The organism is Sphingobium sp. PAMC28499, assembly GCF_004795815.1.
In the GTDB taxonomy this organism is placed as follows: domain Bacteria; phylum Pseudomonadota; class Alphaproteobacteria; order Sphingomonadales; family Sphingomonadaceae; genus Sphingobium; species Sphingobium yanoikuyae.
Genome location: NZ_CP039248.1, coordinates 3,364,760 through 3,391,381 on the forward strand (window position 1 = coordinate 3,364,760; position 26,622 = coordinate 3,391,381).

Genomic DNA, 26,622 nt, shown 5'->3' on the forward strand with positions numbered 1-26,622 from the left:
GGCTGGCCAGCTTGCACGGTCAGGATGGCCGCGACGGTTCCGCAGTCGGCTTGGGCGCTATCCAGAACTGGACCGAATATACCGGTCAGGCGGCTGGTTCTTCTGGCGTGAGCGTGATTGTTCCTGTCACCGTTGGCGATCCCCCGATGAACCTGACGCAGACGGCACAGGTCATCATTCCATCCGGCAACAAAGACGCAGGCATCGCTATCTGGGCAAAGATGCAGACGAGCGGCCTTGCGGTCGTTATGGGCCTCGTAAATGCCCCCGAACCGCTGCCGGGTGGCTCAGATGAGGATTTGGACCTCTCGGGTTCCGGCACTGTCTATGGCGATCCCGGCACGATCTTTTCGCTGGGCATTTTCCTTGCTGGCAGCACCGGCAACTTCACCCTGACCGCACCGAACAATTTCCCTCTTCGCATCGAGCGCCGCAACGAAATCACCGTGCCTGTCGCGAGCCAGTGGAACATCACTAACGCGGGAAGCCCTTGGCCCGTCAGCGGTGACGCAGTTGGCGCATCGAACGTGATCTACAAGCGCGTCTATGGTTCGACCGATGGCAGCAGCATGGTCAACGGTCGATTGCGCCTCATGAAGGGCGTCTACCTCATCACCGATCCGCTGGCGCTGGCATTTAAGCAGACCAACGATGACGGCACGACCCAGACCCCGGCCAGTATCAAGATGACGTTCTCCGGTGTCGTGACCGAAGAGTATCCAATCCTTGCCACGATGTATGACTACAATGTGGGCAAGTTCGAGTTGCGCCGACATTGGGCTGGCTCCAGCACGCTCGTCGTCACCGTCGGACGCGGCAACTCCGAGACTCAGATTGTCAGCGCCGATGACCCGGCTTTCGCTGCCGGTTCGCTCAAAACGTGGTCGGTCGAGTATATCGACAATGTGGGCGGCACAGGAGGCACCGTGCGCTTCTACAGCGATGGCGTCCAGATCGGCCCCGATCAAACGTGCGAGGTGAAACTGCGCGTGACGCCCGCGATGTGCCTTGAGTGCAACTCGTCGGGCAACAACACCAGCGACAGCCAGGACAACCTAGAGGTGGCCTATGTCAGCGTGGCCTACGGCAAGCCAGAGATTGAAAGCAGCTATGAGCCGGTTTCGTCTGGCACGATCAGCGCAGCCGATCTGCAGATGCTTGTCGTGGATGCCCGATCGTTCTCAACTGCTCAGGCACCTGTCACCGTCAGCTACGCGGCTGCTGGCCAAAATCCCTACAACATGGAAGTCGTCGTCGGCGACATGGTTCTGCCCGCTGGCCGAGCATATAAGGCGGTCCTTGAGAACTGGTCGACCGGCGAAGGCGTTGCCCATCCCAACGAGCTGGTCATGACTCGCCCAGCGGCACAGAATTGCCGCTTTGAGGATGCCGACCTCTACAGCGCGCAGGCGTCTTGGACAGAAGTGCTGCCTAAGGGACCGGTGCCAAACATCAACGGCATCAACTATTACTGCGAAGGCATCCGAATGGGCACCTACGTGCAGTTTCAGTTCGGCTACGATTGGGACACGACGCAGATGCCCAATAATCCGTTCGGTGACCCGCAGGGCAAAGACAGCTACATGATCCCGCATAAGTGGCTGATCTACGATAATGCCGGCACATTGCTGGGTCGCATCGAACAGCCAAATGGCCAGCCGCTCAATACGACTACCTCGCCCGTTTCTTGGGGCGGCACATTGGACGGTCGCGGCAATCCGATGGTGACTGCCGCGAACAAGTGGTATCCCAAAGGCACTGTCCGTTCCGGAGTTATCTGGCGTTCCCATGCCGAGCCGCCAGCATATTCGCAGGCCGACATTTGGGCGCGCGTTCCTACCTATGACGTTGCCGTTCCATTCGGCTCTCAGGGTGGTGCATCGGTTAACGGCGGCGACTTGCGCGCTGGCACAGGTGAGCAGCTAAACGGCTTCGCGAACTACCGCATGATGCCATGGGAAAGCAGCACCTATAACGACCTCATCACGGCCGGTCAGAACACGCTCTCGCCATGGAAATATGGCTTCGATCAAAACGGCATGGTCCCGAACGCGAACACATGGCTGAAATACACGCCATTCAACCAGATGGGTCGATCACCGATCACCGGCCCCGGTGGTGTGCGCGATGATCGTCAGATTATGCCTGAGCCGGTCGCCCGTTATGCGCGTGACGTTGCGGTCAAGCGCCTGCACGACAACAGGGACATGAAGCAAATCGCGCTCGACTACCTGACCGGCTATGTCAGCGATCCCTTCCACTGCTTCGAAAACGGCCGACTGACGCCACTGTATAAGGGCCAGCCAAGGCGCAACATCACCCTTCGCAACCACTATTATGGTGGTGGTGAAGCGGGCACGCCGCCTGAGCAGGCATATTACATTCAGGGTGGCCGCCCTTACGAATGGGTCACTGCCAACAATCCGCTCCGCGTTCAGGTGCCTTTCGCTGGCGTCGCATCCGATAAGCCGGTTTTCGGCACGAACATGATTGACGCCGACCACGCGCACCAATTCCCATATTGGGGTTCGCTGATGTGGCAGACGCCGGAATTCGCATTCCTAGGCCATAAATTCTCCGATCAGTCGTGGCTCTATATCCCATGGATTTTGAACAACGGCTGGGGCGAAGTTGGCGAGTTCGCCTCGCGTGGTGCTGCATGGAAATACATGCACCTCGCGCTGATGTGGAAAACCGCGTCGAGCAATTCGAGCAGGCTCTATAACCGCGAGGAAATCCTTGATCGCGTCGTGTTCGATTTCGAAGGCTTCTACGACAACTTCTACGACAGCACTCCGGGCTTCCTGAACCCACCAGCGAACATCACGGGCGGCGGAAACAATGCCGTGTTTGCAGCCGCGCAGCATTTCGGTCCATGTCTTTGGGACGGCACTTATGGCGTCTGGCAGCATGAGTTCATGATTGGCTACTGGATGAGCGCGCTTCATGCAGGCGAGAAGCTGGGCTTCAACCAAGCACTGCGCGATGCGTCGGCCAAGTGTAAGGCTGTCGTTGATTGGCTCATCACCATGCACCAGAAACGCATCACCGGACGCTTGAACGGCGGCATGACGATCAATAGCTATGAAATTGACTACACGGTTCCCGTCTGGACACCGGCCATGATTTCCGCAGCCGGTGGCAATGTCACGAACCTGCCAAAGACTTATTCTGCGATCATCACCCAGCAAGGCGCGGACGCGGCCTTTAGCTGGGATAGCTGGAATAACAACGGCAACCCAAGTTCGCGTGATGGTCAGTCGATGGATCAGCTTTTGGCCGGTCCTTCTCTGCTGCGCGACATGGGGCGCACCGATAGCGCGCTTGTAACTGCCGAGACTAATGCGCTCGCTTATCGCCAGAGCAAAATCGACAGTGAAACGGCTAAGGGCGCATTGACCGCTGGTAACGGATGGTTCGGCTATCATCAGACGACCAACAACCCGCCGTTTAAGCCCTAAACACCACCTCTGCGCAGGGGTGCCTCAATAAATATCGGAAACGATATTGGAGGCACCTTTGCGTGGCAGAGAATAAAACAATTGAAGTCAGGTATTACGGGCCATCCTCAGACGACTTCGTAACCTACACCTCAAAGCTGGCGCTCACCAATCCCGGCGAAGGCAGCCCAATTGAGTTCAGCGTTAGAGAGGCGCATTTCCGTATCTCGCGCAACGAACGCATTGTCCTAGACCTGACGCTGGACGACAACATCGTCTGGAACGATGGCGAGAAGTCAATCTACGTCTTCATCCGCAACAGCGAACTAGGCTTCATCAGAGCCGACACCGAACTCTCCTATAGTTGGTGGGTGGTCTGGGAAAATGGAACTTCAACCACGCTCAGAGAAGGAACCGTAACAGCGGTCAGGGTGGACTAATATGGCAACAGAAGTCGGGATCACCGAACTCGCCAACGAATCAGAAGCAGAGGTTGTCGAAGTTACATCGGGCCTAGTTTCCATTCCGGGTCCACAGGGGCCGCAGGGCGAAACTGGTCCAGCCGGTCCACAAGGCGAGCCGGGGCCAGAAGGTCCAGCTTCAACCATCCCCGGTCCAGTCGGGCCGGTCGGTCCTATGGGGCCACAAGGCCCGCAAGGCGTTCCCGGCATTCAGGGCCTTACCGGTGCAACCGGACCTCAAGGTCCGCAAGGCCTTGAGGGGCCACGCGGCGCACAAGGTCTAACCGGCCCTGTCGGTCCTGCTGGGCCAGCAGGCGCAGCATCAACGGTTCCCGGCCCTCAGGGTCCAGCCGGTCCCGCTGGCGCGACTGGTCCGCGCGGTGAGCAAGGCTTTACGGGCTTGCACGGTCCGGCTGGTGTCAAAGGCGATAAGGGCGACAAAGGCGACAAGGGCGATCCCGGTGCCGCTGGTGCGCCAGGCACTCCCGGTTTGCCCGGTGCCAGCGTCTCCGACCTTCGTTATCTCGACGGCACTCTGACTCTCGAAATGGACAACGGCGCGACCTACGAAGCCTTCATCGAAGGCGGCGAAGGTGGTTCGGGCACTCCCGGCGCAGACGGCGTTGGCGTTTCGTCCGCAACCGTAAACGGCAGCGGCCACCTTATCATCACGCTGACCGATAGCACGGTCATTGACGCGGGATTGGTCAAGGGTGCCGATGGCGCTACCGGCGCGAAGGGTGACAAGGGCGACACCGGCGATACTGGACCGGCTGGAACCAACGGCACGAACGGCACCAATGGTCAGGGCGTTCCTGCCGGTGGCTCGGCGGGTCAGGTTCTCCGCAAAACCAATGGCACGGATTACAACACCTCATGGGTCACGCTCTATGGCGCCCCGACTGGCGGCACGACCGGACAAGTCCTGACAAAGAGCAGCGCGACCAACGGCGCATTCTCGTGGACTACGCCTGCAACCGGGGGCGGCACCGGCAAGCCTTGGTATTTTGACGTTCCGCTGGCCAGCACATTCACAAAGGTCAGCGGCGACGCCACGCAACTGACGATCACTGACGACGCCGACGCGGGCTTGCTCATCAAGAGCGGCCCATCTGTTTCGGGCGATGTTAGCCGTCTGGCCTACAAGACGCTGACCACGAAATCGGCCGATTGGGACATTGTTGTCCGCGCGCCGATCATCATGAACGACGCCGACTACCGCAAGGGCGGCCTGCTCATCATGGACAGCATCAGCAATCGCCACATCATCATGGGTCAGACCAACGAATATAACCCGTTCAACGTGGTCTATTTCAGCGGACTGACCGGCTATGGCGGCGCGCTAGATGGTGCGGCGCAGACCTTCAAGACGCAGCCGGATTTCTACCGCATTTCGAGCGTCGGTTCGACCCTGACATTCTACGTCAGCCACTGCGGCAAGAACTGGCTCCAAGTCGGCACTTCCTCTGTCACGGCCTACCTGCCGAACAGGGCCGATAGGATCGGCTTCGGCTTCAACATCAGCACGAACAATTCCATGCAGGCATCGATGACGGTGGACTGCTTCAAGCTCACTGGCCCGGCTGTCTAAGGGCCAGCAACGATAAGAGGGGTGCCGCCGTGAAGGCCAAAACAAAGAAGATGGTAGCCGATGTTCTCGGCTTTGTGGGAAAGTCTGTCGTGGGGATCATCAAGAACCCCGTCACGCAGACTGTGGTTGCAACGGTTGTGAAGCATAAGGTCAAGAGCGCCACCGGCGCTGCCTTGATCGTGGCGATCTACGAAGCATTTTCGGGTAGCCTCTGATGTTCGATCACCCGATGAAATCCGCCGCCGATTTATGCGCGTGGGCGGTCACAGGCTTTGGCATGTTGACCCTGAACCAGTGGGCCGGATTGCTCGGCATCTGCTGGTGGGCTTACCGCTTCGCTGACGAGTTCTATCGCAAATGGAAGCGCGCAAGGCCCGCCGACCCCGAATGAGTCTGGCGCGGGCCGTGGTGGATGCTCAAGCGACACCCGCCTGACGCTTGCGATAGCTGTATATTGCCGCCTGCTGCTCCGACTGCTCGATCAGCTTTCTGTGCGCGGCCAAATCGGCATCCGCCGTGTCGAGCGCCCGCTTGAACGTAGGCTCTACCCACTCACGCACCTCGTCACAATCAAGGGTCATATATTCGCGAAATTCCCATGCGTCCGCGATGTCATCCATGATGCGCGCCGACAGCTTCTGCCGAACGATAAAGGCGTCATGGATGCGGGCGACAACCTCGATGCCGTTGCGCTCCAACACCTCGACCGCAAGATCCATGATATCGGTTTCCCACTGCTGGTAGACATAGGCGAGCAGGCCGCCTCGCGTGACCCGACCGTTCGCCTTATTGGCGGATGCGACAATCTGCTGGATCGCTGGCCATTCCTCGCTTGCCTTGATGCTTTCGAGGATGGCGTCTTCGATTACGCGCTGCTCTGCCAGAAACTCTTTCACCCAGCTATCCGCGAGGAAGCGTTCGCGAGCGACCGGCGACTTCATGACCTCGGTAAGCGCCGTGCCTTCCATCTGTCCGTTCTTGCCCATCCATGTCGCGCCTGAGGTCCGAGCGCCAAAGCCGACGGCCGTCAGGGCGTCCTTGACCGACCGCAATGCCGTCTCCTGGGGGACGATGATGCCCTCGAAACACTCGCGGGCAAGGCGCTGCCTGATGTGATTCTTCTCCGCGAGATACTGGCGCGTGTAGGTGCCGAGCATCGTGCCACGGATTTCATTGTCGCCGCCGTTCAGGACGCCATAGAGGAACAGCTTAATCGCGAAGACCGCCGCGTTCATGTCGTATTGGTAGTGGTGCCCCAGAATGGCGCTGCGAACCTGCTTTGACACCGACTGGATATTCAGGCCCTTGTAATAGGTGCGCCCGAAGGGGCTTTTGCTCGGGATAAGCGGCAGGACCGCTTCGCCCACTTCCTCTTGCGTGAACTGTCCGACCTTCGCGATCAGACGCGCTTGGCGAGCATTATGCTCCAGCTTCGCACGGAGCGCGCCAGTCGGCCCCTTGGCCAATTCATATTCCGTGTTGCCGATGAACCGCTCTAGATTTGCCATGTCGATTGGCAGACCCATAGCGTCGGCCATGTCGGCGCGGTCATAAAGTGCGTCGAAAACGTGTTCGGGGGACTTCTCGTTAATCAGCAGGGCCATTTTCTCTTCGTTCACGATTTTCACCTTTGTATTTTTCTCCCACGGGTTGTTGGTCGCCTTCACGTTGCTGCCCTGATCGAGGACGATGAAGAAGGGGTAGAGGTCTTTGAATTCGTTCCAGACGCTGTAACGGACCTTGTTCACGTTGAAGGTGCCGCAGGCATCGAACAGCTTGTGCGTCGAAATGTAGGCGATGCCGTCAGAGGCAAAGCCCAAGGCCGGAAGCAGCGCGGCGGCTACCGCGTCGAGATATCGACGGAAGAGCTTTTCCGCCTTCTCGGTCTTCATGTCGGGGAATTTGGTGCGAAACGCTTGGGGGAGGACAATGCCGTCCGTTTCGCGGTTAGCGCGCTTCTGCGCGAAAATAGCAATGAGCTGATCCATGTAAGCCTCAAATAGAATGACCCGCCTTCGCGGGCTGGAAATTGCGAAAGCGGGCCAAAGTCATCTATTAGAAGTGCCAGGGGCTACCGCTGCGAGCGCAGCAGTATCCAGCCCCTGTGCTCACGTTCTTATTTATATCTCCTCCCCTGAATCAGCGTCATTATGTTCAGCGCAAAAAGTCACGGGACGCTAAATCAAGAGTTACAGCACGCTAAGGGTTGATGATTTGGCTCGAAATAACGCTGATTTCTGCGGGTTTCACGAAGTTGCAGCACGCTAAGGGCCGAAAACGTCAGAAGTTACAGCACTATAATAGAGAAAGGGAAAGGAAGTTGAGCGGTAGAACCCCCCGGATGGGTGGGTTGGGTTAGGCTTCCTGTTCGCCATTGCCTGCCGCCGCACCCGTGTTGAGGGTCAGGTGCGGCGACAAGGCGCGGCTTAGCTGCCGTCCTTCTTCCGAGGTGGAGCGCGGTGACGCCATCCCTTCGGGGTTAGGCTCGGGAACAGCCGCTCGTCCAACTCCATCCCATGATGCTTGTCGAAGGCACGGGGGTGAGTCAGCGGGTTGATCGGGCGCTTCTTCTCGCCATCAGACGGCTTCTTACCGCTCATCGGCCTGCCTCCCTATTGACGATAGACTGAGCGATGTCGAAAGCCTGATGGACACGGGGCATATATTCGTCGCGGTCTTCCTCCGATAATGCGATGCAGAACTGAGGGACCATCGCGCCGCCCGCGAATTTGTCGGCTGCCTCCCAGATCGCAATGAGGAATTCGACACCAAGCCCCGACAGCGTGTTTACGACATGAGCCATCCATTCAGGATCGCCACTATCTACGGTATCGAAGCTGATACCTTCCTCGTGAAAAATGAAGCTGTCGCAGCGCCCCAGGGGCAACATGACGCCTCCCTCGCGCGGCCAGTCCTCGACTTCCGAGTTTATGGGATAGGCTTCGTTCAGACCGAAAGCGATCATGCCTCATCCCCTTCCGCATCCATGAACTCATCAACAGCAGCCAGATAAACCTCTTCAATCCTGTCGAGGGCCTTGCGGCCCCGACTGTTATTAGGAGCGAAGATGACGAGCCAAGTGAACGTCTCCGGATAACCGTCATACATCAGCGACAGCTTGAGCGGCTGCTTCTTCGCCAATTCCGCCACGATAGCACCCTGAACGGGATGGACTATCGCGGACGGCACATCGCCAGAGGTGCGGACAAAAAAGTCCACGCCGTCCCACGATACCCGGCTCGCCGGAAACAGCTTTATGTGGCGGGCTTTCGTGAACCTAGCCTTCCAATTGAAAGCAAGCGACTGCCCTGCGCCATCGAGGATTGATGGCGTGAGTGATGCGACCGCGCTCATGCTGCACCTCCCGGAAATGCGGCAAGGAAGGCAGATTCGTCGCCCTCATGCAGGAAGCGCAGCACGAGCCAATACCAATCGTCGTGCCGACCCTCTTCGAGATCAGCGGTTAGGAACCACGGGCCTTTGGCGTTCGCCAACACCCATGACAGCTTGGCGCAGCCATCCTTCACATAGTGCTGCTCGACTTCCGATTGGAACCAGTCTGCCTGCCCGTTCGCATCGACAGTGATGCCAAGGCCACCAAGCGCGCCGATGACGAAACCGCTATCCGTGCCAGCCTCCTTATCGATCACCCCGTTGCCGGGATGAAGATAGAAGCCCTGCTGGACGTTCAGATCGATATACCGTCCGAAGCGCATGAAGCCGTGGTCGCGCTTGAGCCGTGCCAGAACCGTCCGGTCGGACAGGTCAGCCAGTTCATCCTCACGAAGTTCCGCGACATAGGCTTCCGGCCAATCGCTAATCTGCGGCGGTGCGTTGAGATTGGGGCCGCTCATTGTGCAACCTCCGGGAACTTAGCAACGAAAGCAGCTTCCAGATGCTGGCTCGTGAAGGCCACGCTGTAGACAGTTTGGGGGAGCATGATGCCGTCGCCGGTATCGTGACGGCGAACCCAGATGACATACCCGCCCTTACCCGACAGCCATTCCATGCGGCGTTCGAAGACCTCATCGCGCTCATAGTCACGGTCGTCATGCTCGCTCAGAACCTGAAAATCGCGCGCCGGGGCAAAGCCGACGATGGCGGTGTAAACGATGCCCAGCACATAGGCACGGGCAATACGCCCATCGACAATCGCTTTGCTTTTTTGCCATTCCCGGTGCGCTGCAGTCACGCATTCTGCCGGGGGGAAACCGGCATCGGCCAGCTCTTCGGCATAGTCCCCATCGGACGCGCCCAGCATGTCGTAATCAAACATTTCACGCTGCGCCGCCGGGAACGCGGACAACGGATAATCAGTGCCGTCGATTGGCACGACCGGTTCAGAATTTGACACGAAAAACCTCCATGCGTGTCAGTTCACCGACAGCGACATGCTGGCGGCGCGATCGGCCTCAAGGGCCGGTTCGATCTGACGTTCGCTATGGAGAGTGGGCTACCGAGATACCCATCGCCGGAACGGCACGCTAACCGGGATGGGTGGAACCATCGTCGATTGCGATGGACGCCCTATACGCCTCCACTGATCGGAAGGCAACAAAAAAATGCAGCGATAACAGCACATTGATGGTTAAGGTGTGTGTGTGAATCTACTGAACCACGCGCGCGCGCGCGCGAGGGCGAGTCATGGATAACCCCGACGCCTTCCAGCGCCGGGGCACCGACGATAGGACTGAGCAGCCCCGTTCGAAGCATCCTACCGTCATATCAATTTATCGGTGCGGACCTCACGACGAAGCCATTCTTCTCGGCCCATTCCCGATATGTCGTCTTGCTTCCCTTGCTGATTTTCGTTTCCGGCCGCTGGAAGCAAATCTCGATGCGCCAATCTGGGTTTGCCTTCTTCACCGCCAGCATCTTCGCACGGTCGCTGGCCGGGAAAAATCCCTTGGTTTCGATGATGGTCTTGTTCGCGGCATCCACGAAATCCGGGGTGTATGTGTGGCTGGTCGTATAGGTCAATTTGATCGGTTCATACTGGTATGCAGGGCCGAACGCGGCACCGCATTTTGCTTCGAAGCCGTTCCGGTATCCGGTCATGGCTGGACGAACAGATCGGCTTCGGCCTTCCGCCTCCGTGTAAGCCCTGCAAGGGTCTTTCCAGCAGCCCTATTCCATCGGGCAAACTGTGCCGCTGCGCCGGCATAATCGCCCTGATTGAGCAGTCGTAGGAGTGTGCTGGACTGTAGCGCGCCGACGCCCACATTATAGGCAAAGCTGACCAGTGCGCCGAGTTGGTTCGGTGTTACCGCGACCCTGATAAGGGCATGGACCTTTCGCTCGAAAGCATCATATTCCTGAACCAGCCAAGCATCTGCTTGGGCTTGGGTGCAGGTATCGCCGCGCTTTACGTTGGTGGTTCGTCCCCAGCCGATGGTCCAGACACCAGCGGGACAGAGATAGGCTGATAGCTTACAGCCCTCGAATTGCTTGATTAGGTCAAGACCTTTACGGGATGATTGTGTCATCCCGTATCTATCAGTCTTGCAAAACGGCTCGTTTTGACCCTATATCAGGGCACATCTCCAGATTTCCGATAACTAATGGAGCAGGACAACTGCATCACATTATTGTTCGGAGAGATAAAATGACAAAAATCACCCTAACGCGATTCAACGTAAGCCCACGCTCTTACAGCTATCAGGACTGCTACAGAGCTTGCTTCGATCCTAATGCTGGCGAGAACTGTCCCGGCATCTTAGGCTATATGGACGGCCTCATTCAATTGATGGGCAAGTTCACCGCTGAACCGGCGGCATGGTCATTCGGTGAATGGAAGGGCAGCAAGGCCGCAAACAACCATGCAGAGTTCTGGCTGTCGGCATCGGCAATCGGCTTGGAATATCGCGGCAAAGACCTGTCCGCGAAAGCTGCCGCCCTGCACGAAAAGGCAGAGGCGCTAGGCTACGCGCATATCATTTTCGACTCGATGACGCGCAAGGGCGAGGACACGGTGACGATTGTGTTCCCCCTGACCGAGGCGATTAATGAAGGCCAATATGCAAGGCTGGCCAAGGTGCTGATGAGCGAACTGGACGAGTATCTGGCCGCAGACGGTAACTGCGCCATGACGCACCTATTCCATGTCCACGAACGCACCGCTGTTCAACGCTTCGACGGCGCGGTCATCGCTCCCAAGGCGAAGATCAAGGAGACGGCGAAACTCTACCAGTCGATGGACCCGAACCAGTATTGTGCAGGCGGCAAGCGCGCCGTGCCTCATCTGGTGGAGCCGACATATACGAGCCATGACGGCTTGTTCGAATGGGCACCCAGCGAGGCAGAAAAGGCGCAGCGAACAGCCGACGAATTGCTGGCGAGCATCGGCGTCAAACTGTCCTGATATTCGGCCCAGCAGGTAACTGCTGGGCCTTCCCACGACTTCGCGGATCAGTTCACTTTCACGACCTTGTAGCGAAGGCCCATCCCCGTCACTGCTCCGACCTCAAGCTGGATGTTTTTCACCATAATCATCGCAGGATAGGGTTCGCGCGGGATAGACAATTCTTCCGTGAAAGCGGGTCGCGCGATATCATTTTTGAATTCTCGATAGGAGAAGCGCAGCGTGTCTGCCGTGGCCCCCTGATATAGCAGAACCGTCTTGAATGCGTCCTCGCGGACAATCGAGATTTTGGTTTTCGAGTAAGGCACCGGAGTTTTCATTTTCCGAGCCATCGTCACCTCATCGGCAGCTTGCCGATCGAACGTCCCGTCGCCGTCATCGTCAAGGAAGCATGGACCAGCCGCGACTAAGCTGTCCTTCTCCGGCGCACATGCCTTCAGCTTTGCCTTGGTGGAGACAGGTATGAGTTTCGTGCCAGCCGGATATTTGCTTTCCAGCAGCCAGTCTCCCGCTTTTGCTTCGGCATCGAGTTGAGCGCCTTCGATGCTGTAGACACGCGCATAGCTGTAAATCTCACCACCCGCTGGAACGGTGGTTTCCACACCTAGCTCTGGAAACCTGATGGTTTCGACCTCTTGCGCGGCCAAAGGCGACGCAGCCAAAAGGATAGTTGCCCCAACAACAATCGCTCGCATTTTACCCCCGTTTTCGTCGGACCCCGACCAATCGGCGCGACCCTACCTCTTTAGCGATTGATCGCAAGCCTCTTGCCGTGTTCCCGCTTTGTTCCTTATACCGTTCGCATGACACAGCCTGATTCTCTCTGGCTCGCTCAGAGCCTTCTTCACGCTCCCGGCTGGGCGCGCGTCGCACTCACGGCACCGAATGAGCGTCTTCGCGAAAATGCTGCGCTGGAACTGGCGCAGAGCATTCTAGCGGCTTGGGAGCGCCAGCCAGCAATGCCAGATGCGCGACAGATGACCTTCCCGCTTTGAGGTGGGCGCAAACGTCACGCTTCGCAATCTAGGCGACTATCAGCGCAGGGGCGCAAATCTCTTCATCATCTGCGACTGCGGCCATTCAGGAGTTGTCGATGCGGGAAAGCTCAACAGGTTCTATCTCGTCCACTGCTGGAACACCGCAATGGAAACAGTCGGAGCGCATCTGCGCTGCTCGCGCTGTAGGGGCCATCCTAACCGATTTGCTCCCACGCCTCGCAGACCGGATCGCCCCGACTGGATGAGTTCGGAAGATCAGTGGAAACGCTTGGTCCGGCGTTTGAGGGGCTAAACAAACGCGAAACTGCGGGTTTCTCCTTGTTTGCACTACAATTTGTATGTGAACAGCCGCAACATGCTGATCCGCGACGAGAATATGGGTGACGGATCGATCGACCAGGCGGCCATATATACGCGCGAGGTTATCAAGCGGGCGATGGAACTGGGATCGGCAGCCCTGATCCTGGTGCATAATCACCCGTCGGGCGATCCATCGCCCAGCAAGCAGGATATCGAGATCACCCGCCAGATCGTCGAGGCCGGCAAGCGGCTGGGTATCGGCGTCCACGACCATATCATCATCGGCGCGCAGGGGCATAGCAGCCTGCGTGCGCAAGGACTGCTGTAGAATCAGGCGCCCTCGATCAGCTCGGACGGCCAGCCGATCCGCACCAGCAATCCATCCGGCCCGTTGATCCCGACCTCATACAGCCCCCATTCGCGATGGCGCAAAACGCCGCCTGGCCGGATGACCAGATCATCGACCAGCGCCGCGATCGCCGCCACATCGGGCGTGCGCAGATAGATGCCAAAGGGATTGTGCGCCGGCACATCCCAGGGCGGCGCGCCGGCCTGGGTCAGATGCACCTCGCACCCCCATCCCTCCATGATATGATAATGGTGATCACCGCCGACCCGCGCGAAGCCCAGCCTTTCCCAGAAGGCCAGGGCAATGGCGACGTTATTGCTGGGCACGATCGCAAAAGCGCCAACACTTGGAATTGCGGACATGGCCTTACCCTCCCGTTGCGCCGTTATGGTCACATGACAAAAAGGCCCCCGCCATGCCTGCGCGTGACGGGGGCCTTTTCAATCAAAGTGGCGCCGTTCAGCCGCCAAAACCGAAATTCAGGAATTCGGGCACCGGACCGTTCCAGCCATCGTCCGGACCATCATCGGGTTCCTGACGGCGGCCATGCGGCGCCGGCCGTGCAGCCGGCGCATCGCGGCGGTCGTCACGACGATCATCCCGCTTGTCGCTGCGCCGGTCATCCTTGCGCTCGGGCTTGCGGCGCGCGTCGCGGCCACCGGAACGCTCATTGTCGCGCTCCTCGCGATCGGCCTTGCGCGGCTCTTCCTTCGCGCGCGGCGCAGGCGCAGCCGCGACCGGCGTTTCGACATAGTCGATCTTGGTGCCGATCAGCTTCTGGATATTGTCGATCGCCTCGGCATCCTCGGCCGCGACGAAAGTATAGGCGACACCCTTGGCCCCCGCGCGACCGGTACGGCCGATGCGGTGGACATAGTCATCGGGATGCCAGGGCGCGTCGAAATTGAAGACGTGGCTGACGCCCTTGATATCGAGGCCGCGGGCTGCGACGTCCGACGCCACCAGGATGTTCACGCTGCCATCGCGGAACCGCTCCAGTTCGGCGATACGCGATGCCTGGTCGATGTCGCCATGGATCTCGCCCGACTTGAAGCCGTGACGCTGCAGGCTCTTGTTCAGTTCGCGAACCGTGGTCTTGCGATTGCAGAAGATCACCGCGCTCTGCACATCCTCTGCTTCCAGCATCGCGCGCAGCGCTTCACGCTTCTTGCGCGAATCAACCTTCACCAATCGCTGGGTGATGTTGGTCGACGCCGTTGCCGGGCGCGCCACCTCGATCGACTTGGGATTGTCCAGGAAACGATCGGCCAGCTTCTTGATGACCGGCGGCATGGTGGCAGAGAAGAGAAGTGTCTGGCGCTGCGCCGGCAGCTTGGTGCAGATTTCCTCGATATCCGGGATGAAGCCCATGTCGAGCATACGGTCGGCTTCGTCGATGACCAGCATGTTGCAGCCATTGAGCAGGATCTTGCCGCGCTGGAACAGGTCCATCAGGCGGCCCGGCGTCGCGATCAGCACGTCGACGCCCTTTTCCAGCGCCTTGATCTGGTCGCCCATCTGCACGCCGCCGATCAGCAGCGCCATGGAGAGCTTGTGATATTTGCCGTATTTCTCGAAATTCTCGGCCACCTGGGCAGCGAGTTCGCGGGTCGGCTCCAGGATCAGGCTGCGCGGCATCAACGCACGGGCACGGCCATGCGCCAGGATGTCGATCATCGGCAGCACGAAGCTGGCGGTCTTGCCTGTGCCCGTCTGCGCGATGCCGATGATGTCCTTCATCATCAGCACCGGCGGGATCGCCTGCGCCTGGATCGGCGTGGGCGTGTCGTAACCCGCCTCGGTTACGGCCTTGAGCAATTCGTCGGAGAGGCCGAGATCGGCAAAAGTCATTCAAATGTCCGGGACAGGAGGTTGGCCGTCCTGCGCGTCCGCACGACGGAAATCGCGCGCGACTTGCGAAAATATCGCCATCTTGTCAAGGAAATCGCGCAACATGCTGGGCAAACCAGCCGTTTTTCTGCCGATCAATCCTCGGCGTCCGCTTCCACCAGCCGCCTGAAGCTGTCGATCCCGCAACTCGCGCCACTGCGCGCCTGCAACTCGTCCCGCCCCGAACAGAGCGAACCATCCTCGTCCGGCTCGACATAGAAGCCCGAATAGAAGCTGGCGGAATCGCATCCCCGCTCCAGTCGCGCGCGATAGCGATGCTTGTCCGCCAGGATCAGGTCGACCCCGTTGGACACCACGATGCTGGCGCCGCGAATCGATCGCAGCGCCACACAGCGCGGCCCCTTCTTCTCTTCCCAGCGCTCGTCACTCTTGGGCACGACTCGCGTCGGCGCCCGCCCCTTGGCCATCGGAACACGAATGATCACGCGCTGCTCGATCGTCAGTTGCGCCCATTGCACCGGGTCGGCAGCAGGCGCTGCAAGCAGCATCAGGATGGTATGAACCAAGCGGAACCCCTTTTGGGAGTGGCAAGCTATCGGCCAACGGTTGAACCGTCGATGAATTCCGGGGCATAGCATGTCCCATGACAGAACAAGCCATAATCGCGCAGGATGCCATCGATCGCTTCGTCGCCCTGCTCGGCCCCAAGGGCGTCATCACCGACGCCGATGATATCGCCCCCTGGGTCAGCGACTGGCGCGGCCGCTATCATGGTGCCGCGCGCGCGATCCTGTCGCCGGCCACGACGCGTGAAGTGGCCGACTGCGTGGCGCTGGCAGCGGAACTGGGCATTGCGCTGGTGCCCCAGGGCGGCAACACGTCGATGGTCGGCGGCGCGACACCGCCAGCCGATGGATCGGCCCTGATCCTCTCGCTGCGCCGCATGAACCAGATCCGCAGCCTGTCGGCCGACGACAATCTGGCAGTGTGCGAGGCCGGGGTCATCCTTTCCAACCTGCACGACGCCGCCGAAGCGGCCGGCCGTCGCTTTCCGCTCAGCCTGGGTGCCAAGGGATCGGCCACGATCGGCGGCCTCGTCTCGACCAATGCCGGCGGCACCCAGGTGCTGCGCCACGGCACGATGCGCGCGCTGGTCGAGGGGATCGAGGCTGTGCTGCCTGATGGCAGCATCTTCGACGGGCTGGACGCGCTCAAGAAGGATAATCGCGGCTATGACATCAAACAGTTGCTGATCGGTGCGGAGGGTACGCTGGGCGTCATCACCGCGGCCGCCCTGCGGCTGGTGCCCGCCATCGCCGCCCGCGCGGTCGGCTGGGTCGGTGTGCAGACGCCCGCCGATGCCCTCGCCCTGCTGCGTCTGGTCGAAGGCGAACTGGGTGACAGCGTCGAGGGGTTCGAGGTGATTGCCGACGATGGCCTTGGCCATGTCCTGTCCCATATTCCCGGCACGCGCTGCCCGATCGAGACCCGCACGCCCTGGCATGTGCTGATCGAGGTCGACCATGGCGACATGCGCGAGCCCGGCCCGACCGAGCGGCTGGAAGGCGCGCTCGGCCTGGCGCTGGAACGCGGCATCGCGATCGACGCCGTCATTGCCACCAGCGAAGCGCAGGCGGAGGCCTTCTGGCGCATCCGCGAATCCCTGTCGGAATCCGAAAAGGCACAGGGGCCCGCGCTGCAATATGATATCAGCGTGCCGGTGCCACGCATGCCCGCCTTCATGGTCGAGGCCGCCGCCGCCGCCGAAGCAGCCTTCCCCGGTACGACCGCCTCCTCCTTCGGTCATCTCGGCGATGGCAATGTCCATTTCCATGTCCGCGCGCCCAGGGGCACCAGCGACGGTCCGGCGTGGATCGCCGCACAGGGCCAAGCGATCAACGCCTTTGTCCATGACGCGGTGGTCGCCGCGGGCGGCTCGATCTCGGCCGAACATGGCATCGGCCAGATGAAGCGCGCCGAACTCGGACGCCTCGCCAGCCCGGCCCGCATCCATGCCCTGCGCGCGATAAAGACAGCCTTCGATCCGGGCGGCATCATGAACCCCGACAAGCTCATCCCTCGCCCCGACGAGGGTTGAGCGCAGCATATCCACAAAGCGATTGCCTAGCGGGATAGCTCCGATTATCCCGTCACACCCATATTCGGATCAGCGACGCAAGCCTTGCGCGCTTTCTAACAGGACGGAACAACATCATGGCCAGCGCGCCCGCGAACAGCCTTCCCATCTTCTACAACGACCTGATCCCGCTCAGCACCGTCGATCATGCCGATTATCGCACCCAGCCGGTCGATGCCGCTCCGTTCCTGGTAACCCAGCACGCCGTGCCGCTGACCATCGACGAATTCGTCTCGGCCCAGCGTTTCGTGCCCATCATCTTCTCGGCGGGCCAGGATTCGGTGCCGCTCGCGCTGATGGGCCTCAACGAAGGCGTGAACGTCTTCGTCGATGACGAAGGCAAGCTGCGCGGCCCGGCCTATATCCCGGCCTATGTCCGCCGTTACCCCTGGATGCTGGCCAAGCTGCGTCCCGACAGCGACGAACTCTCGCTCTGCTTCGACCCGACCAGCAAGGCGATCGGCACCGAAGGCGACGGCCCGGTCCTGTTCGAAAATGGCCAGCCGACCGACGTGACCAAGGGCATCCTGAAGTTCTGCGAGGATTTCGAGCAGGCAGCGGCCCGCACCGGCCAGTTCATGAAGGACCTGGCCGAGATGGACCTGCTGATGGACGGCGAAGTCGCGATCCAGACCCCGAACAACGAACAGCCCTTCGTCTATCGCGGCTTCCGCATGGTGAACGAGGAAAAGCTGCGCGACCTGCGCGGCGACCAGCTGCGCAAGATCAACCAGAACGGTTTGCTGCCGCTGATCCACGCCCATCTCTTCTCGCTGCAGCTGATGCGCGAGATCTTTGAAGGCCAGGTCAGCCAGGGCAAGGGCCCGATCGCTGTACCGGCCGCACCGGTGCCAGCAGACGCCTAAACTCCGATTAACTCCGTTAATCGCAAATATATCGGGACAGGGCGGGGCTTGCTCTTGAAAGCAGCCGCGCCCTGTCCTATTTCTGTTGCATGCGATGCATCTGCCCCCCTTTCGGGTGTGTCGTATAGGGCGCCTCCCCCTTGGAGGCGTCTCCTCCCTGAACCTGGCCACCCCGTGCATCGCATGGGGTGGTTTTTTATGGGCTGCAGTCAGCGTAGGTCGCCGGAAATTTTCGCCGCTTTCGCTTGACGCCATCGCCAGCCCTGCCTAAAGGCACGCCCCTGCCTGTCGCCCATGCGACATACGGCCCCTTCGTCTAGCGGTTAGGACGCGGCCCTCTCACGGCTGAAACACGGGTTCGATTCCCGTAGGGGTCACCAATCTTTTCAATGACTTAGCTCTTGAGGTTGGCCCCAAAATACCATTTTGCCTATTTCTTGTCCTTTTGACCGTCTGGGATTGTGTAGGACGCGCTTGGAAAAATTTTTCTTGATGAACTGCGGCGTAGTGCCTCGCCGCTGGCTCAGTTGACCAGCGTTGTGCAGCGCGAGGCTACACCTGCCTGAGCCCCACTCCGCATTCTTGTCTGGGCTTTAGCGTGATCGCCGTCGCTCGATCGCCTCACGCAAACTTGCAACCATGATCAAAGTCGAACTTCGATCTTTCACGATCTCCAACTCACCGGATTTGATCAGCTCATAGAGGCGGGACCGGCTTAACCCCGTCATTGTCACCGCTACCGCGATCCTTACGCTGATGGGATCAATGAGTGTAGGTGGCTTTGACTTCTCGACAGGAAGTGGCGCGTTAATTCTTGGCAGGCTCTTACGCACGGCAGAAGGTCTCCTTGTTGGAGTCTGCCAAATGGGATGAAGCCTTCTCAATCTATCGGAACTATGCGGAATTGGAAGTCCAAAGCTGACAGGTATGGGGCGGCGAAATGCGCGCGCGGCGAGGCCTCACCGTTTACGAGGAACATAAACCTACTGAAAGAGCCGCAGGTCCTGACCCTGACGCCTCACGGTGTCGCCAGCGCGGCACGCCGGCAAGGTGCCCGGAAAAGGGCTGGTTGAATGAACTCCGAATCGAAAATGTGCACTGCACAGCGTCACATTCGCTTTTCCTGAATACCGTTGCGGCAGGCTCAGATGACCGGGGGCGCCGATCATTTTGTTCGCTCAACGAACTCTTCCTCCAATGCCCCCCGCGCCGAAAGATGAGAAAATCGTTACACCAAACCGGCGCTTCAAATGTTCCGCTACGCTGCGGGCATATCGCCTCTGCCGATCAGACCTCGGACTGTGATAGACGCCCACCGCCTTCCAATAGCTGCCCGTCGATGCCAGAGCAGCGACGAAAATCCAACGGGCTGCGTGGGCATTGAAGCATGGATCGTAACGCAGCCAATGGCGAACTTCCTCCGGTGAACGATCAAGCGTTGCTGCGATTTTTGGCACCCACCAGCTATTGATCTGGAGAGGTCCGAGGTCGTGGCTCCCATTGCGGTTCGGAACCGCTGCGCCGATCCAACCGCCTTCCTGATCGCGCAGCCCCCACAGGGTCACTTCGAGCCATTTCTGTCCGCCCGCTGCTTGCCTGATGCAATGGGCGACCCTCCGTTCATCGGCTGCATTATGACCCGACGGTGCTGCAAGACAATCCGATTGCCAGATGATCAGTATCATCAGGGCGGCTGTCCGCTTACCGATCGTGATCATGCGATCGCTCCCCAATGTTCCGCTCTGTGGCAAGGTCCTCCGCCTTGGGCGCATGGGCTTGCCGATTCTCGGCCAGCGTCTGCAAATGACGGTCGAGCGTCTCGAACAGTGAGCGGGCATCGCCTGCAAGACGTCCGACAATTCCGCGGTCCGGCTCTCGCTGATCAAGTTTGCGCGCGAGCGCCCTTCCCTCTGCCTTCCGCCGCTCCTCAACCTGTTCGAGCTTCATTCCCTTCAACCGCGCCTCGTTCCGTGCGGCAAAGCGCCTGTTGTGATCGCGCTCCAGACGGCCCAAACCTTCGAGCGCCGATGTCTTCTCGCCCGACCTCTCTTCGAGTTTCGCGATGAGCTTCTTAGGGTCTTCTGTCCAGAGTTTGACGCCGTAACGGGCTCGCGTGATGGCGGTGTAGAAGTTTTGTCCATTGACAAGCGGGGACGCCACAGGGGCCAGCACATAGACGCGGTCATAGGTCTTTGACTGAGCGGAATAGACGGTCTCGGCATAGCCATGGTCCCAAGTGGAGTGGCGTCCAAGGTCAATCTGCTGGACCCGATCCCCGCGGTCCCAGCGAACCGTCGCCACCATGCCATCGAGCCGCTCCACCGTTCCGCGTTCGGCGTTTTTGAGACCAAGCTCCTTGGTCGCGAGCCGCCACTGGATGCGATCACCAGCGGCGAGGTTGCGATGCTCGGAGAGGAATATATTCACGTGCGCCGCCTTGCTGGTTCGCGGATTCCAATTGTGGATGCGCCCCTGCTCATCCGCCAGTCGCACAAGCTGCCGGCCCTTCGCATCGCGCACCACGGAAACCACCCGATACTCGCCATCGCGCGCCAGGCCAGCGCCGACCTGATCGCGGTTGAATTTCAGAACCTGGCCGCCGGAATAGAAGCGGGCCATCTGCTTCTCTTGGTCGCTGAGCCCGGCGGGGGTTAGGACCGCGAGCCGGGTGTCCTCGGCCGCAACGACGCCTTCCCGCTGCAATGTCTCGCGGATCTGACTGTTGACGATGAGGCGCGTCGCATTCTCCAGAACGAGGATATTCGTGGTTGCTCGGCTTTCAGGCTTGAGGCGCGTCCATTCCCTCACCAGCCCCTTGGCCAGTTCCTCCGCGTCTCCGCCGCTGACCACCTTATCGAGATGGTCCAGCGAACCGGCATAATCACCGGCGCGAGCCTGGGTGACAGCAAGCTTCATCGCCCTGGTTTCCTGCCGCCGTGATTCAACCAGCTCGGCGGTCGCGAGCCCAAGCTTCTGCATCAGCCAGAATGCCTTTCCCTGTTCGATCGCGCCGGTCTGCCGGTTGTCACCAAGCAGGATAAGTCTCGCACCGGTCGCACGGCTGATCTCCAGCACCCGCAGCGCCTGGCGGTTTCCGAGCTGGCCCGCCTCATCGAGGACCAGGACATCGTTGCTGCTCAGGCCATGCCCGCCACTCGCCAACAGGCTGGCGACGGTGCGAGATGCAATCCCCGCGCGATCACCCAGTTCAGCGGCGGCAGATGATGTCGGCGCAAGCGCCGTCAGTACCATCCCCGGATGCGCGGCGTTCTTGAGTGAGCGAACCAGCATGGATTTCCCGGCCCCGGCCACGCCATGCACGGCCGTTATCCGGTCTCCTGACAATGCCATGTGCACGAGAGCCTGCTCCTGCGCCGGGGATAGACCAGCGCTTTCCAGAACGGGCAGCAGCCGGTCTGCGCTGGCTACCTGTCTGCCGTCTCCCAGCGAGAGCGCGAGATGCTGGGTCAGCGCCTGTTCCAGCCTTACCGTCCTGCGGCTGGTTCGCCCACGCGTGAGGATTGCGTCGCCGGTCTGCCCCCGAGTAGCGAGCAGTTTGCGGCGGCTCTCATGGTCAATCAGGAGCGGTCTCAGGTCTTCGAACCGAACCTCTCCCACATGGGAGGCAAGGCCTACGGCAATGACGCGACCAAGTGGATTGACCGCCTCGCGCCCTTCCGATTGCCTGATCCCAAACAGGGCCGCCCGCGCTGCGTCGGCGGGCTCAACCGGGACGGGGCGCTCACCAGCCTCCATGGCCTGGGCGAGGACAGCTGCAAGTTTGGGCTCATAAGGGATGAGCCGCGCATCCCAGCGATCATGCAGCTCGTTCAGCCCGACTTTCACCTTTGCGCCACGCGTCTGATAGAAGCTCTGCCTACGCGCCGCCTGCCCGGAAAGGCCATGCTCAGCGGCATGAGCGTTGATCTGCTCGGCACGCTGCGACATCTCTTTGATCAATGCCTTTGGGACGCCCCTGATTTCGAACAATCCTTGGCGCGGATCGAAGTCGATCTCAAATCCATATTCCCGCAAATGGTGGGCAAGGGCGTTACGGTAGATTTGGCCGCTGGCCATCTGCTCGGCATACATGGCCCGCGTTTCGAGACTGGCCATCGGATTGCCCGGATCGCGGTTCGTCATGTTGAGGATCACGATATGGGTATGCAGATGGGGGTCGAGTTCGCGGCTGGCATGCTCAGTAAAGCGTGCCCACAGGAGCCGCCCCGTCGTCTCATGAACGATTTTCCCTTCTTCCCGGCGGCGCAGCTGGGCATGTTCTTCAAGATAGGAAAGCGCTGCGTCGACAGCCTTCTCATGCGCCGCGACCATCCTCTCATCGCGAAGGGCAAGCGCCATGATCGATACGGATTTGGGGGCGCTGATCGCAAAATCCCATCCGGGATGGTGGTCGATCCCGTCTGCACGCCGACGCCCTAACTGCTGGTCCTCGACAGCGCCGCTGAGCAGCGCATTAAGCTGCGCGGAATCCACCTCTCCGTGCAAACCAAGCTCGCCAGCGAGCGCTCCGCCCCAGGAAGATGTCTCCGCATCTCCCTTCGTGTAATAGTCCCCGACGGTGTAATAGCGGGCGATGTTGCCCGGGGAGCCCTTGAGGCGGCGCGGATGCATCATGCCGGCCTCGCATCGTCACGCTCACCGTTGGAACGGCTATGCTTGTGGAGGTTGAAACCACTCCTTGGCCCAAGGAGCTTGGGCGGTTCGGCGTTCGAGCTGTCCCCATCCTGCTTCGGAATTTGGTTGCCCTTATGCGCAGGCGGTTCACCCGCAGTTGCTTCTTCGGGTGAGCTGCCGTCCAAGGGCAGCTGCGGCGCGGGCGGCGCTTCCTTCCCGGCGCGACGGCGCTTTTTCTGCGACACCTTTTCGGGGTGGGGTAGAGCGTTGCCCTCCTCGAACCTCCTCGCAGGTTCCGTTCGCTCGACGAACGCCGGCTCAATCGTTGGCAGCCCATTGTACCGATCCCGGAAATGGACGACGGGCAGATTTCTTCCGAACCGGAGAAATCCCGACAGGTTGGGGAGGTTCGTGACCTCGGTATGCATGACCAGCGGGCGGGTGACTTGCATACGGGAGAGATTGACGCCGTCCCGCATGTCGTTGACCCCATAGGACATGCCCTCATTGGCCTCGACCTGTTCGACCTGCCCCAAATTCTCGGACACATGCTTGGCCGTGGGGGTATCGTTCGCTCGTAGCGCCACCCAGGTGGAACAGTATCCGGTGATCGCGGCCGCATCCTGGATGCCATAGGTTGCCTCCAGCTGCGGATAAGACTGGAACCCCAATATGCCGCATCCGCCATATTTGCGGGCGCGCGCCAGGAAGTCGCTCAGCGAGGGCAGGCGCTGAAGCGTAGGCAGCTCATCGATGACGCAATAGAGGCGGCGCTTCTGGTCGGGCGGAAGGCTCATGATCGCGCTGATCGCGATGTCGAGCCAGACGGTGACGAGCGGCCGCAGAGAAGGAAGCTGGTCGGCTTTCACCGTGATGAAAAGCCAGCTGTCATCCTCTTCATTCGCCACCCAGTCGCGCACCGAGAAGCCGTCCAGTGTGTCGTCAAGATAGGAGAAGCTGCGCATGACAGAGGCCAGTTCGGCGCGAATGCCCGCGGACGTACGGTCTCCCTCCAGCGAAATAAAGGCGGCGGCGTCCGTCCCTTCCGCAAAGGCCGCCAGCGTCTTCAGAGGGCTCCGCAGTAGCGTGTCGAGCAAGACCGAAACGAGCATCTGCTTGTTCTTCGCAAGCTTGCGGAAGACGGCGACCAGCGTTCCCCTCGCCGCCTTCGCCCAAAAGGGATCGCCGCCCTTATCTGGTATCGTGGACTCCGCGATCTGATCATAATGATAGTCGCGCGGCACATCGACCCAAGGGGACCAGCTGTCGGCTCGAGCGTCGAGCGGGTTGAGCAATATGTCATGCCCGGGCCGGTAGAATTTTTCGACGAAGGTGCCGGCCGTATCGAACACGATCGCCCGGCGGCCCTTCCCACGCATTCCCGCCAGCATCTTGACGATGATGTTGGTCTTGCCCGTCCCCGGCGCACCGCAGATTAATATATGCTCAGGCTCAAACTCTTCAGGAACCGGCACACCGCCGATAGCGAAGCTTCCCCGCTTCGACCGCCACAACAGCCGGCGCAATTGCCGTGCCGTCCCGAACCGGGCGCCGCGAATGAACTGATTGGACCCAAGCCCTTTCCCCGTTCGCGTGAAATAGAACCAGGCCCACAGAAGCATAAGCGCGGCAAAGGCACCTGACAGCCCCGCGCCATAGATCAGATGCTGCTCCATCGCCTGCATGGTCTTCTTCGCGATGGGGGAGGCCAGCAGCGCGTCCGAGTTCGTCCAATATTGGCGCCCAGCCGGGGTCCTGAACAGGATCGGCGCCCCACCCGGCACGTCGCTTTTCAGCGTAGCTTCGGCGATCTTCATCGCGACGAAGCGCTGATAGTCGCTGGATTTTTCGAGGACATACCAGATGATGCCGCCAACCCAGATCGCGAGACCCGCAAGCGAGGTCTGGAAAAAGACCTGGGTGGTCATCCTGACATTGTGGACAATGGCCTGACCACCCCGGGTCCAGGAGCCCAGCGTGTCGTTGCGGAAGATGCTCATAGTGCACCATCCTCGGGCGCGAGCAGCCCCCTTTCGAGGAGCAGGGCGCGGGCATCGTCCATGCCCTTCTGGAGAATGTCGGGGCGCCGCGTTCCGACCGAGGCGGCCAATATAGCGAAGACCTGAATGAGCGTCGCCTGCACCTCATCGAAGCGACCATGATAGCCGCCGGCATCGATGCCTTCGAAGCGATCGAGGATGTCGCGGACATATTCGGGGAGGCTGAGCCGCGCCGATCGGGCGCCAGCGACAAGGCGCTCGTAAAGAGCATCCTTCAATCTGATATTGATCCTGGGCAAACGCCGAACTCCTGTTCGATGCCTGTCCAGATGGGGTGAAGCCCGGTCGTTATACGCCTATTTACAGGGGATCTCAACGCCTTACGATGAGGAAGTGCGGCACCGACATGGTGCCAAAGCTTATCAGGCACTTAGCCCTGAATTGCCTTCATATGGTGACCATTTGGTACCAGCTACCGATGAAGAAAGCGACATCGGCACCGGCTGGCACCTTGCCGAAACCCGCGGAAAACCTCGCGATTCGCGCCCGCAGCACCCGTGCGTACGGTGCATTACAAAACGCCCTGTGCGTGCGTCCGCCCTTCCGCAGCGCGCTTGCCCGCTGCGCCAGCCTCGTGCCGGAAGGCGCGGGCCCACGGGGACGGTTCGCGGCGCCCCTTCTCGCCAACTCGGCCACCGGGGTTCGATGCCCCGATGGGCGAGGCCCAATCAACAAAAATAGGAGGGCCCCATGGCCCCTCCCCCGTTTCACATTTCGTCGATGAGACCGCCCGTTACCGTGTGGACGATCCGTTCGATAAGGCACTGAGGCAGCGCGCCATAGTCCCCCTCGTCGACCACGATAAAGCCGTTCTCGCCATCCTCCAGCACATGCTGGTCGAAATAGCTGCACACCGCGCGGCGCTGAGCGGATTGAAGTGCAGCACGGAATGCGCTGGGGTTGTAAGCGACGTTCATCTGCATGAGAGCCTCCTTCAGATCGAAAAGACGGGAGGCTCCGCGTCGGGCCGACAAGCCCGGGTCAAGGAGCGCCGGCGCAGCCGGCGACCGCGCAGCGGGCGGTGGGGGAACCGATTTTCTCAGGGTCGGAACGGAGCAAAGCGCAGTGGAGACCCTGTGAAAATTGGGGGGACCACCGATCCTTGAGGCGGGCGCACGCGGCCTGGCACAATCGGACTATTGTGAGAGAGTTTCTTTCCCTGACCGGCGATGCGTAGCGCCGCACGGACCGGCGGGTTCGTGCGATACGCGAGCGAGCCGGGCAGTTCCCCTAAGCCATCAGGGGTGCCGTCCGCAGGGGCAGCAGTTCATGTCGAGGCCAGTCAGCGAACAGGCACCCGGCTCCAGATCGCATTCTTCCTCGTGATCGCCATAACCATATTCATGCGCAAGCTTGGTCGCGGCGTCCATAAGGTCGGATGAAATGGTTGCGAGGAGGTCGCTCACTTCTGCTGAAAGGCGTTCGACATAGAGTTCATATATGAGGCCGCCCCCCCGATTTGCACGAGCAGCGGCGCGCTCCAGCTGTTCCCGAAAGATCGAAAGCGGATCGCCGTCTCCGGTTGCGACGTCGTCGGCTGAAACGGTCATGATCGTCTCCATTGCGAAAAAAT

Annotated in this window: 27 protein-coding genes, 1 tRNA gene and 1 pseudogene; 11 read left to right on the top strand and 18 right to left on the bottom strand. The window is 60.2% G+C overall.

What is annotated here, in order from left to right; genetic code table 11:
• Positions 1-11: 11 nt before the first annotated feature.
• From E5554_RS16090 to E5554_RS23105, 5 genes are all read left to right on the top strand, one after another.
• Complete coding sequence (locus E5554_RS16090; protein WP_136187436.1) at positions 12-3,461, top strand: hypothetical protein; 3,450 nt, start codon at positions 12-14, stop codon at positions 3,459-3,461.
• Between the two features lie 62 nt (positions 3,462-3,523).
• Complete coding sequence (locus E5554_RS16095) at positions 3,524-3,880, top strand: hypothetical protein (RefSeq protein ID WP_136187437.1); 357 nt, start codon at positions 3,524-3,526, stop codon at positions 3,878-3,880.
• A 421-nt stretch (positions 3,881-4,301) separates the two neighbouring features.
• Positions 4,302-5,492, top strand: coding sequence for a hypothetical protein (locus tag E5554_RS16100; RefSeq protein ID WP_247594288.1), 1,191 nt, complete (start codon positions 4,302-4,304; stop codon positions 5,490-5,492).
• Positions 5,493-5,521: 29 nt separating this feature from the next.
• Complete coding sequence (locus tag E5554_RS16105; protein WP_136187439.1) at positions 5,522-5,707, top strand: hypothetical protein; 186 nt, start codon at positions 5,522-5,524, stop codon at positions 5,705-5,707.
• Complete coding sequence (locus E5554_RS23105; RefSeq protein ID WP_168708725.1) at positions 5,707-5,883, top strand: hypothetical protein; 177 nt, start codon at positions 5,707-5,709, stop codon at positions 5,881-5,883. The genes E5554_RS16105 and E5554_RS23105 overlap by 1 nt, the downstream gene beginning before the upstream one ends.
• Before the next feature lie 25 nt (positions 5,884-5,908).
• Here E5554_RS23105 and E5554_RS16110 read toward each other — a convergent pair whose 3' ends face one another.
• The 8 genes from E5554_RS16110 to E5554_RS16140 form a co-directional block, all read right to left on the bottom strand.
• Positions 5,909-7,480 carry a hypothetical protein gene (locus tag E5554_RS16110; protein ID WP_136187440.1) on the bottom strand — a complete coding sequence of 524 codons (1,572 nt, stop codon included), beginning with the start codon at positions 7,478-7,480 and terminating at the stop codon, positions 5,909-5,911.
• Positions 7,481-7,918: 438 nt separating this feature from the next.
• Positions 7,919-8,092 carry a hypothetical protein gene (locus E5554_RS23110; protein WP_168708726.1) on the bottom strand — a complete coding sequence of 58 codons (174 nt, stop codon included), beginning with the start codon at positions 8,090-8,092 and terminating at the stop codon, positions 7,919-7,921.
• Positions 8,089-8,457, bottom strand: a complete 369-nt coding sequence (locus E5554_RS16115; RefSeq protein ID WP_136187441.1) for a hypothetical protein — start codon at positions 8,455-8,457, stop codon at positions 8,089-8,091. Before E5554_RS16115 ends, E5554_RS23110 begins: the two co-directional genes overlap by 4 nt.
• Positions 8,454-8,846: a hypothetical protein gene (locus tag E5554_RS16120; RefSeq protein ID WP_136187442.1), complete on the bottom strand. Its 393-nt coding sequence runs from the start codon at positions 8,844-8,846 to the stop codon at positions 8,454-8,456. Before E5554_RS16120 ends, E5554_RS16115 begins: the two co-directional genes overlap by 4 nt.
• Entirely contained in the window at positions 8,843-9,346 is a 504-nt protein-coding gene (locus E5554_RS16125; RefSeq protein ID WP_136187443.1) for a hypothetical protein, read from the bottom strand. The genes E5554_RS16120 and E5554_RS16125 overlap by 4 nt, the downstream gene beginning before the upstream one ends.
• Complete coding sequence (locus E5554_RS16130; protein ID WP_136187444.1) at positions 9,343-9,846, bottom strand: hypothetical protein; 504 nt, start codon at positions 9,844-9,846, stop codon at positions 9,343-9,345. The genes E5554_RS16125 and E5554_RS16130 overlap by 4 nt, the downstream gene beginning before the upstream one ends.
• Positions 9,847-10,217: 371 nt before the next feature.
• Positions 10,218-10,550 (bottom strand): endodeoxyribonuclease, encoded by a 333-nt coding sequence (locus tag E5554_RS16135; protein WP_136187445.1) that lies wholly within the window; start codon positions 10,548-10,550, stop codon positions 10,218-10,220.
• Positions 10,547-10,978, bottom strand: a complete 432-nt coding sequence (locus tag E5554_RS16140; RefSeq protein ID WP_136187446.1) for a lysozyme — start codon at positions 10,976-10,978, stop codon at positions 10,547-10,549. Before E5554_RS16140 ends, E5554_RS16135 begins: the two co-directional genes overlap by 4 nt.
• A 119-nt stretch (positions 10,979-11,097) precedes the next feature.
• Here E5554_RS16140 and E5554_RS16145 point away from each other — a divergent pair, with 119 nt between their 5' ends.
• Positions 11,098-11,853 (top strand): hypothetical protein, encoded by a 756-nt coding sequence (locus tag E5554_RS16145; RefSeq protein WP_168708727.1) that lies wholly within the window; start codon positions 11,098-11,100, stop codon positions 11,851-11,853.
• Positions 11,854-11,900: 47 nt separating this feature from the next.
• Here the strand turns inward: E5554_RS16145 and E5554_RS16150 are convergent, their stop codons facing one another.
• Complete coding sequence (locus tag E5554_RS16150; RefSeq protein WP_136187448.1) at positions 11,901-12,548, bottom strand: hypothetical protein; 648 nt, start codon at positions 12,546-12,548, stop codon at positions 11,901-11,903.
• Positions 12,549-12,656: 108 nt separating this feature from the next.
• Between E5554_RS16150 and E5554_RS23535 the strand changes: the two genes are divergently transcribed.
• Together E5554_RS23535 and E5554_RS16160 are read left to right on the top strand one after the other, a co-directional pair.
• Complete coding sequence (locus E5554_RS23535; RefSeq protein ID WP_136187449.1) at positions 12,657-12,848, top strand: DUF6771 family protein; 192 nt, start codon at positions 12,657-12,659, stop codon at positions 12,846-12,848.
• A 337-nt stretch (positions 12,849-13,185) separates the two neighbouring features.
• Positions 13,186-13,479 (top strand): annotated as a pseudogene (locus E5554_RS16160) (JAB domain-containing protein); the annotation flags it as partial.
• Positions 13,480-13,481: 2 nt separating this feature from the next.
• Here the strand turns inward: E5554_RS16160 and E5554_RS16165 are convergent.
• The 3 genes from E5554_RS16165 to E5554_RS16175 form a co-directional block, all read right to left on the bottom strand.
• The gene (locus E5554_RS16165; RefSeq protein ID WP_136187450.1) at positions 13,482-13,862 is read right to left on the bottom strand and encodes a VOC family protein; all 381 of its coding nucleotides are present in this window, start codon (positions 13,860-13,862) and stop codon (positions 13,482-13,484) included.
• A 97-nt stretch (positions 13,863-13,959) separates the two neighbouring features.
• On the bottom strand, positions 13,960-15,351 hold the full coding sequence (locus tag E5554_RS16170) for a DEAD/DEAH box helicase (RefSeq protein WP_136187451.1): 1,392 nt from the start codon (positions 15,349-15,351) through the stop codon (positions 13,960-13,962).
• Between the two features lie 134 nt (positions 15,352-15,485).
• Positions 15,486-15,917 (bottom strand): hypothetical protein, encoded by a 432-nt coding sequence (locus E5554_RS16175; protein WP_004207401.1) that lies wholly within the window; start codon positions 15,915-15,917, stop codon positions 15,486-15,488.
• A 77-nt stretch (positions 15,918-15,994) separates the two neighbouring features.
• Here E5554_RS16175 and E5554_RS16180 point away from each other — a divergent pair, with 77 nt between their 5' ends.
• From E5554_RS16180 to E5554_RS16190, 3 genes are all read left to right on the top strand, one after another.
• Complete coding sequence (locus E5554_RS16180; RefSeq protein WP_136187452.1) at positions 15,995-17,449, top strand: FAD-binding oxidoreductase; 1,455 nt, start codon at positions 15,995-15,997, stop codon at positions 17,447-17,449.
• A 116-nt stretch (positions 17,450-17,565) separates the two neighbouring features.
• Positions 17,566-18,354 (top strand): SapC family protein, encoded by a 789-nt coding sequence (locus E5554_RS16185; RefSeq protein WP_004207403.1) that lies wholly within the window; start codon positions 17,566-17,568, stop codon positions 18,352-18,354.
• 305 nt (positions 18,355-18,659) lie between these two features.
• Positions 18,660-18,734 (top strand) — tRNA-Glu (locus tag E5554_RS16190).
• A gap of 798 nt (positions 18,735-19,532) precedes the next feature.
• On the opposite strand, the gene E5554_RS16200 is transcribed toward E5554_RS16190, so the two are convergent.
• The 6 genes from E5554_RS16200 to E5554_RS16225 all read right to left on the bottom strand — a co-directional run bounded on the left by E5554_RS16200 (position 19,533) and on the right by E5554_RS16225 (position 26,599).
• Positions 19,533-20,072: a lytic transglycosylase domain-containing protein gene (locus tag E5554_RS16200; protein WP_230461472.1), complete on the bottom strand. Its 540-nt coding sequence runs from the start codon at positions 20,070-20,072 to the stop codon at positions 19,533-19,535.
• Positions 20,056-22,989, bottom strand: coding sequence for a MobF family relaxase (gene mobF, locus E5554_RS16205; RefSeq protein ID WP_017502399.1), 2,934 nt, complete (start codon positions 22,987-22,989; stop codon positions 20,056-20,058). Before mobF ends, E5554_RS16200 begins: the two co-directional genes overlap by 17 nt.
• On the bottom strand, positions 22,986-24,989 hold the full coding sequence (locus E5554_RS16210) for a type IV secretion system DNA-binding domain-containing protein (RefSeq protein WP_017502400.1): 2,004 nt from the start codon (positions 24,987-24,989) through the stop codon (positions 22,986-22,988). The genes mobF and E5554_RS16210 overlap by 4 nt, the downstream gene beginning before the upstream one ends.
• A complete protein-coding gene (locus E5554_RS16215; RefSeq protein ID WP_026109438.1) occupies positions 24,986-25,288 on the bottom strand; it encodes a hypothetical protein in 303 nt (100 codons plus the stop codon). The genes E5554_RS16210 and E5554_RS16215 overlap by 4 nt, the downstream gene beginning before the upstream one ends.
• A 468-nt stretch (positions 25,289-25,756) precedes the next feature.
• On the bottom strand, positions 25,757-25,972 hold the full coding sequence (locus tag E5554_RS16220; RefSeq protein WP_048937920.1) for a hypothetical protein: 216 nt from the start codon (positions 25,970-25,972) through the stop codon (positions 25,757-25,759).
• A 315-nt stretch (positions 25,973-26,287) separates the two neighbouring features.
• Entirely contained in the window at positions 26,288-26,599 is a 312-nt protein-coding gene (locus E5554_RS16225) for a hypothetical protein (protein ID WP_136187453.1), read from the bottom strand.
• Positions 26,600-26,622: the final 23 nt, after the last annotated feature.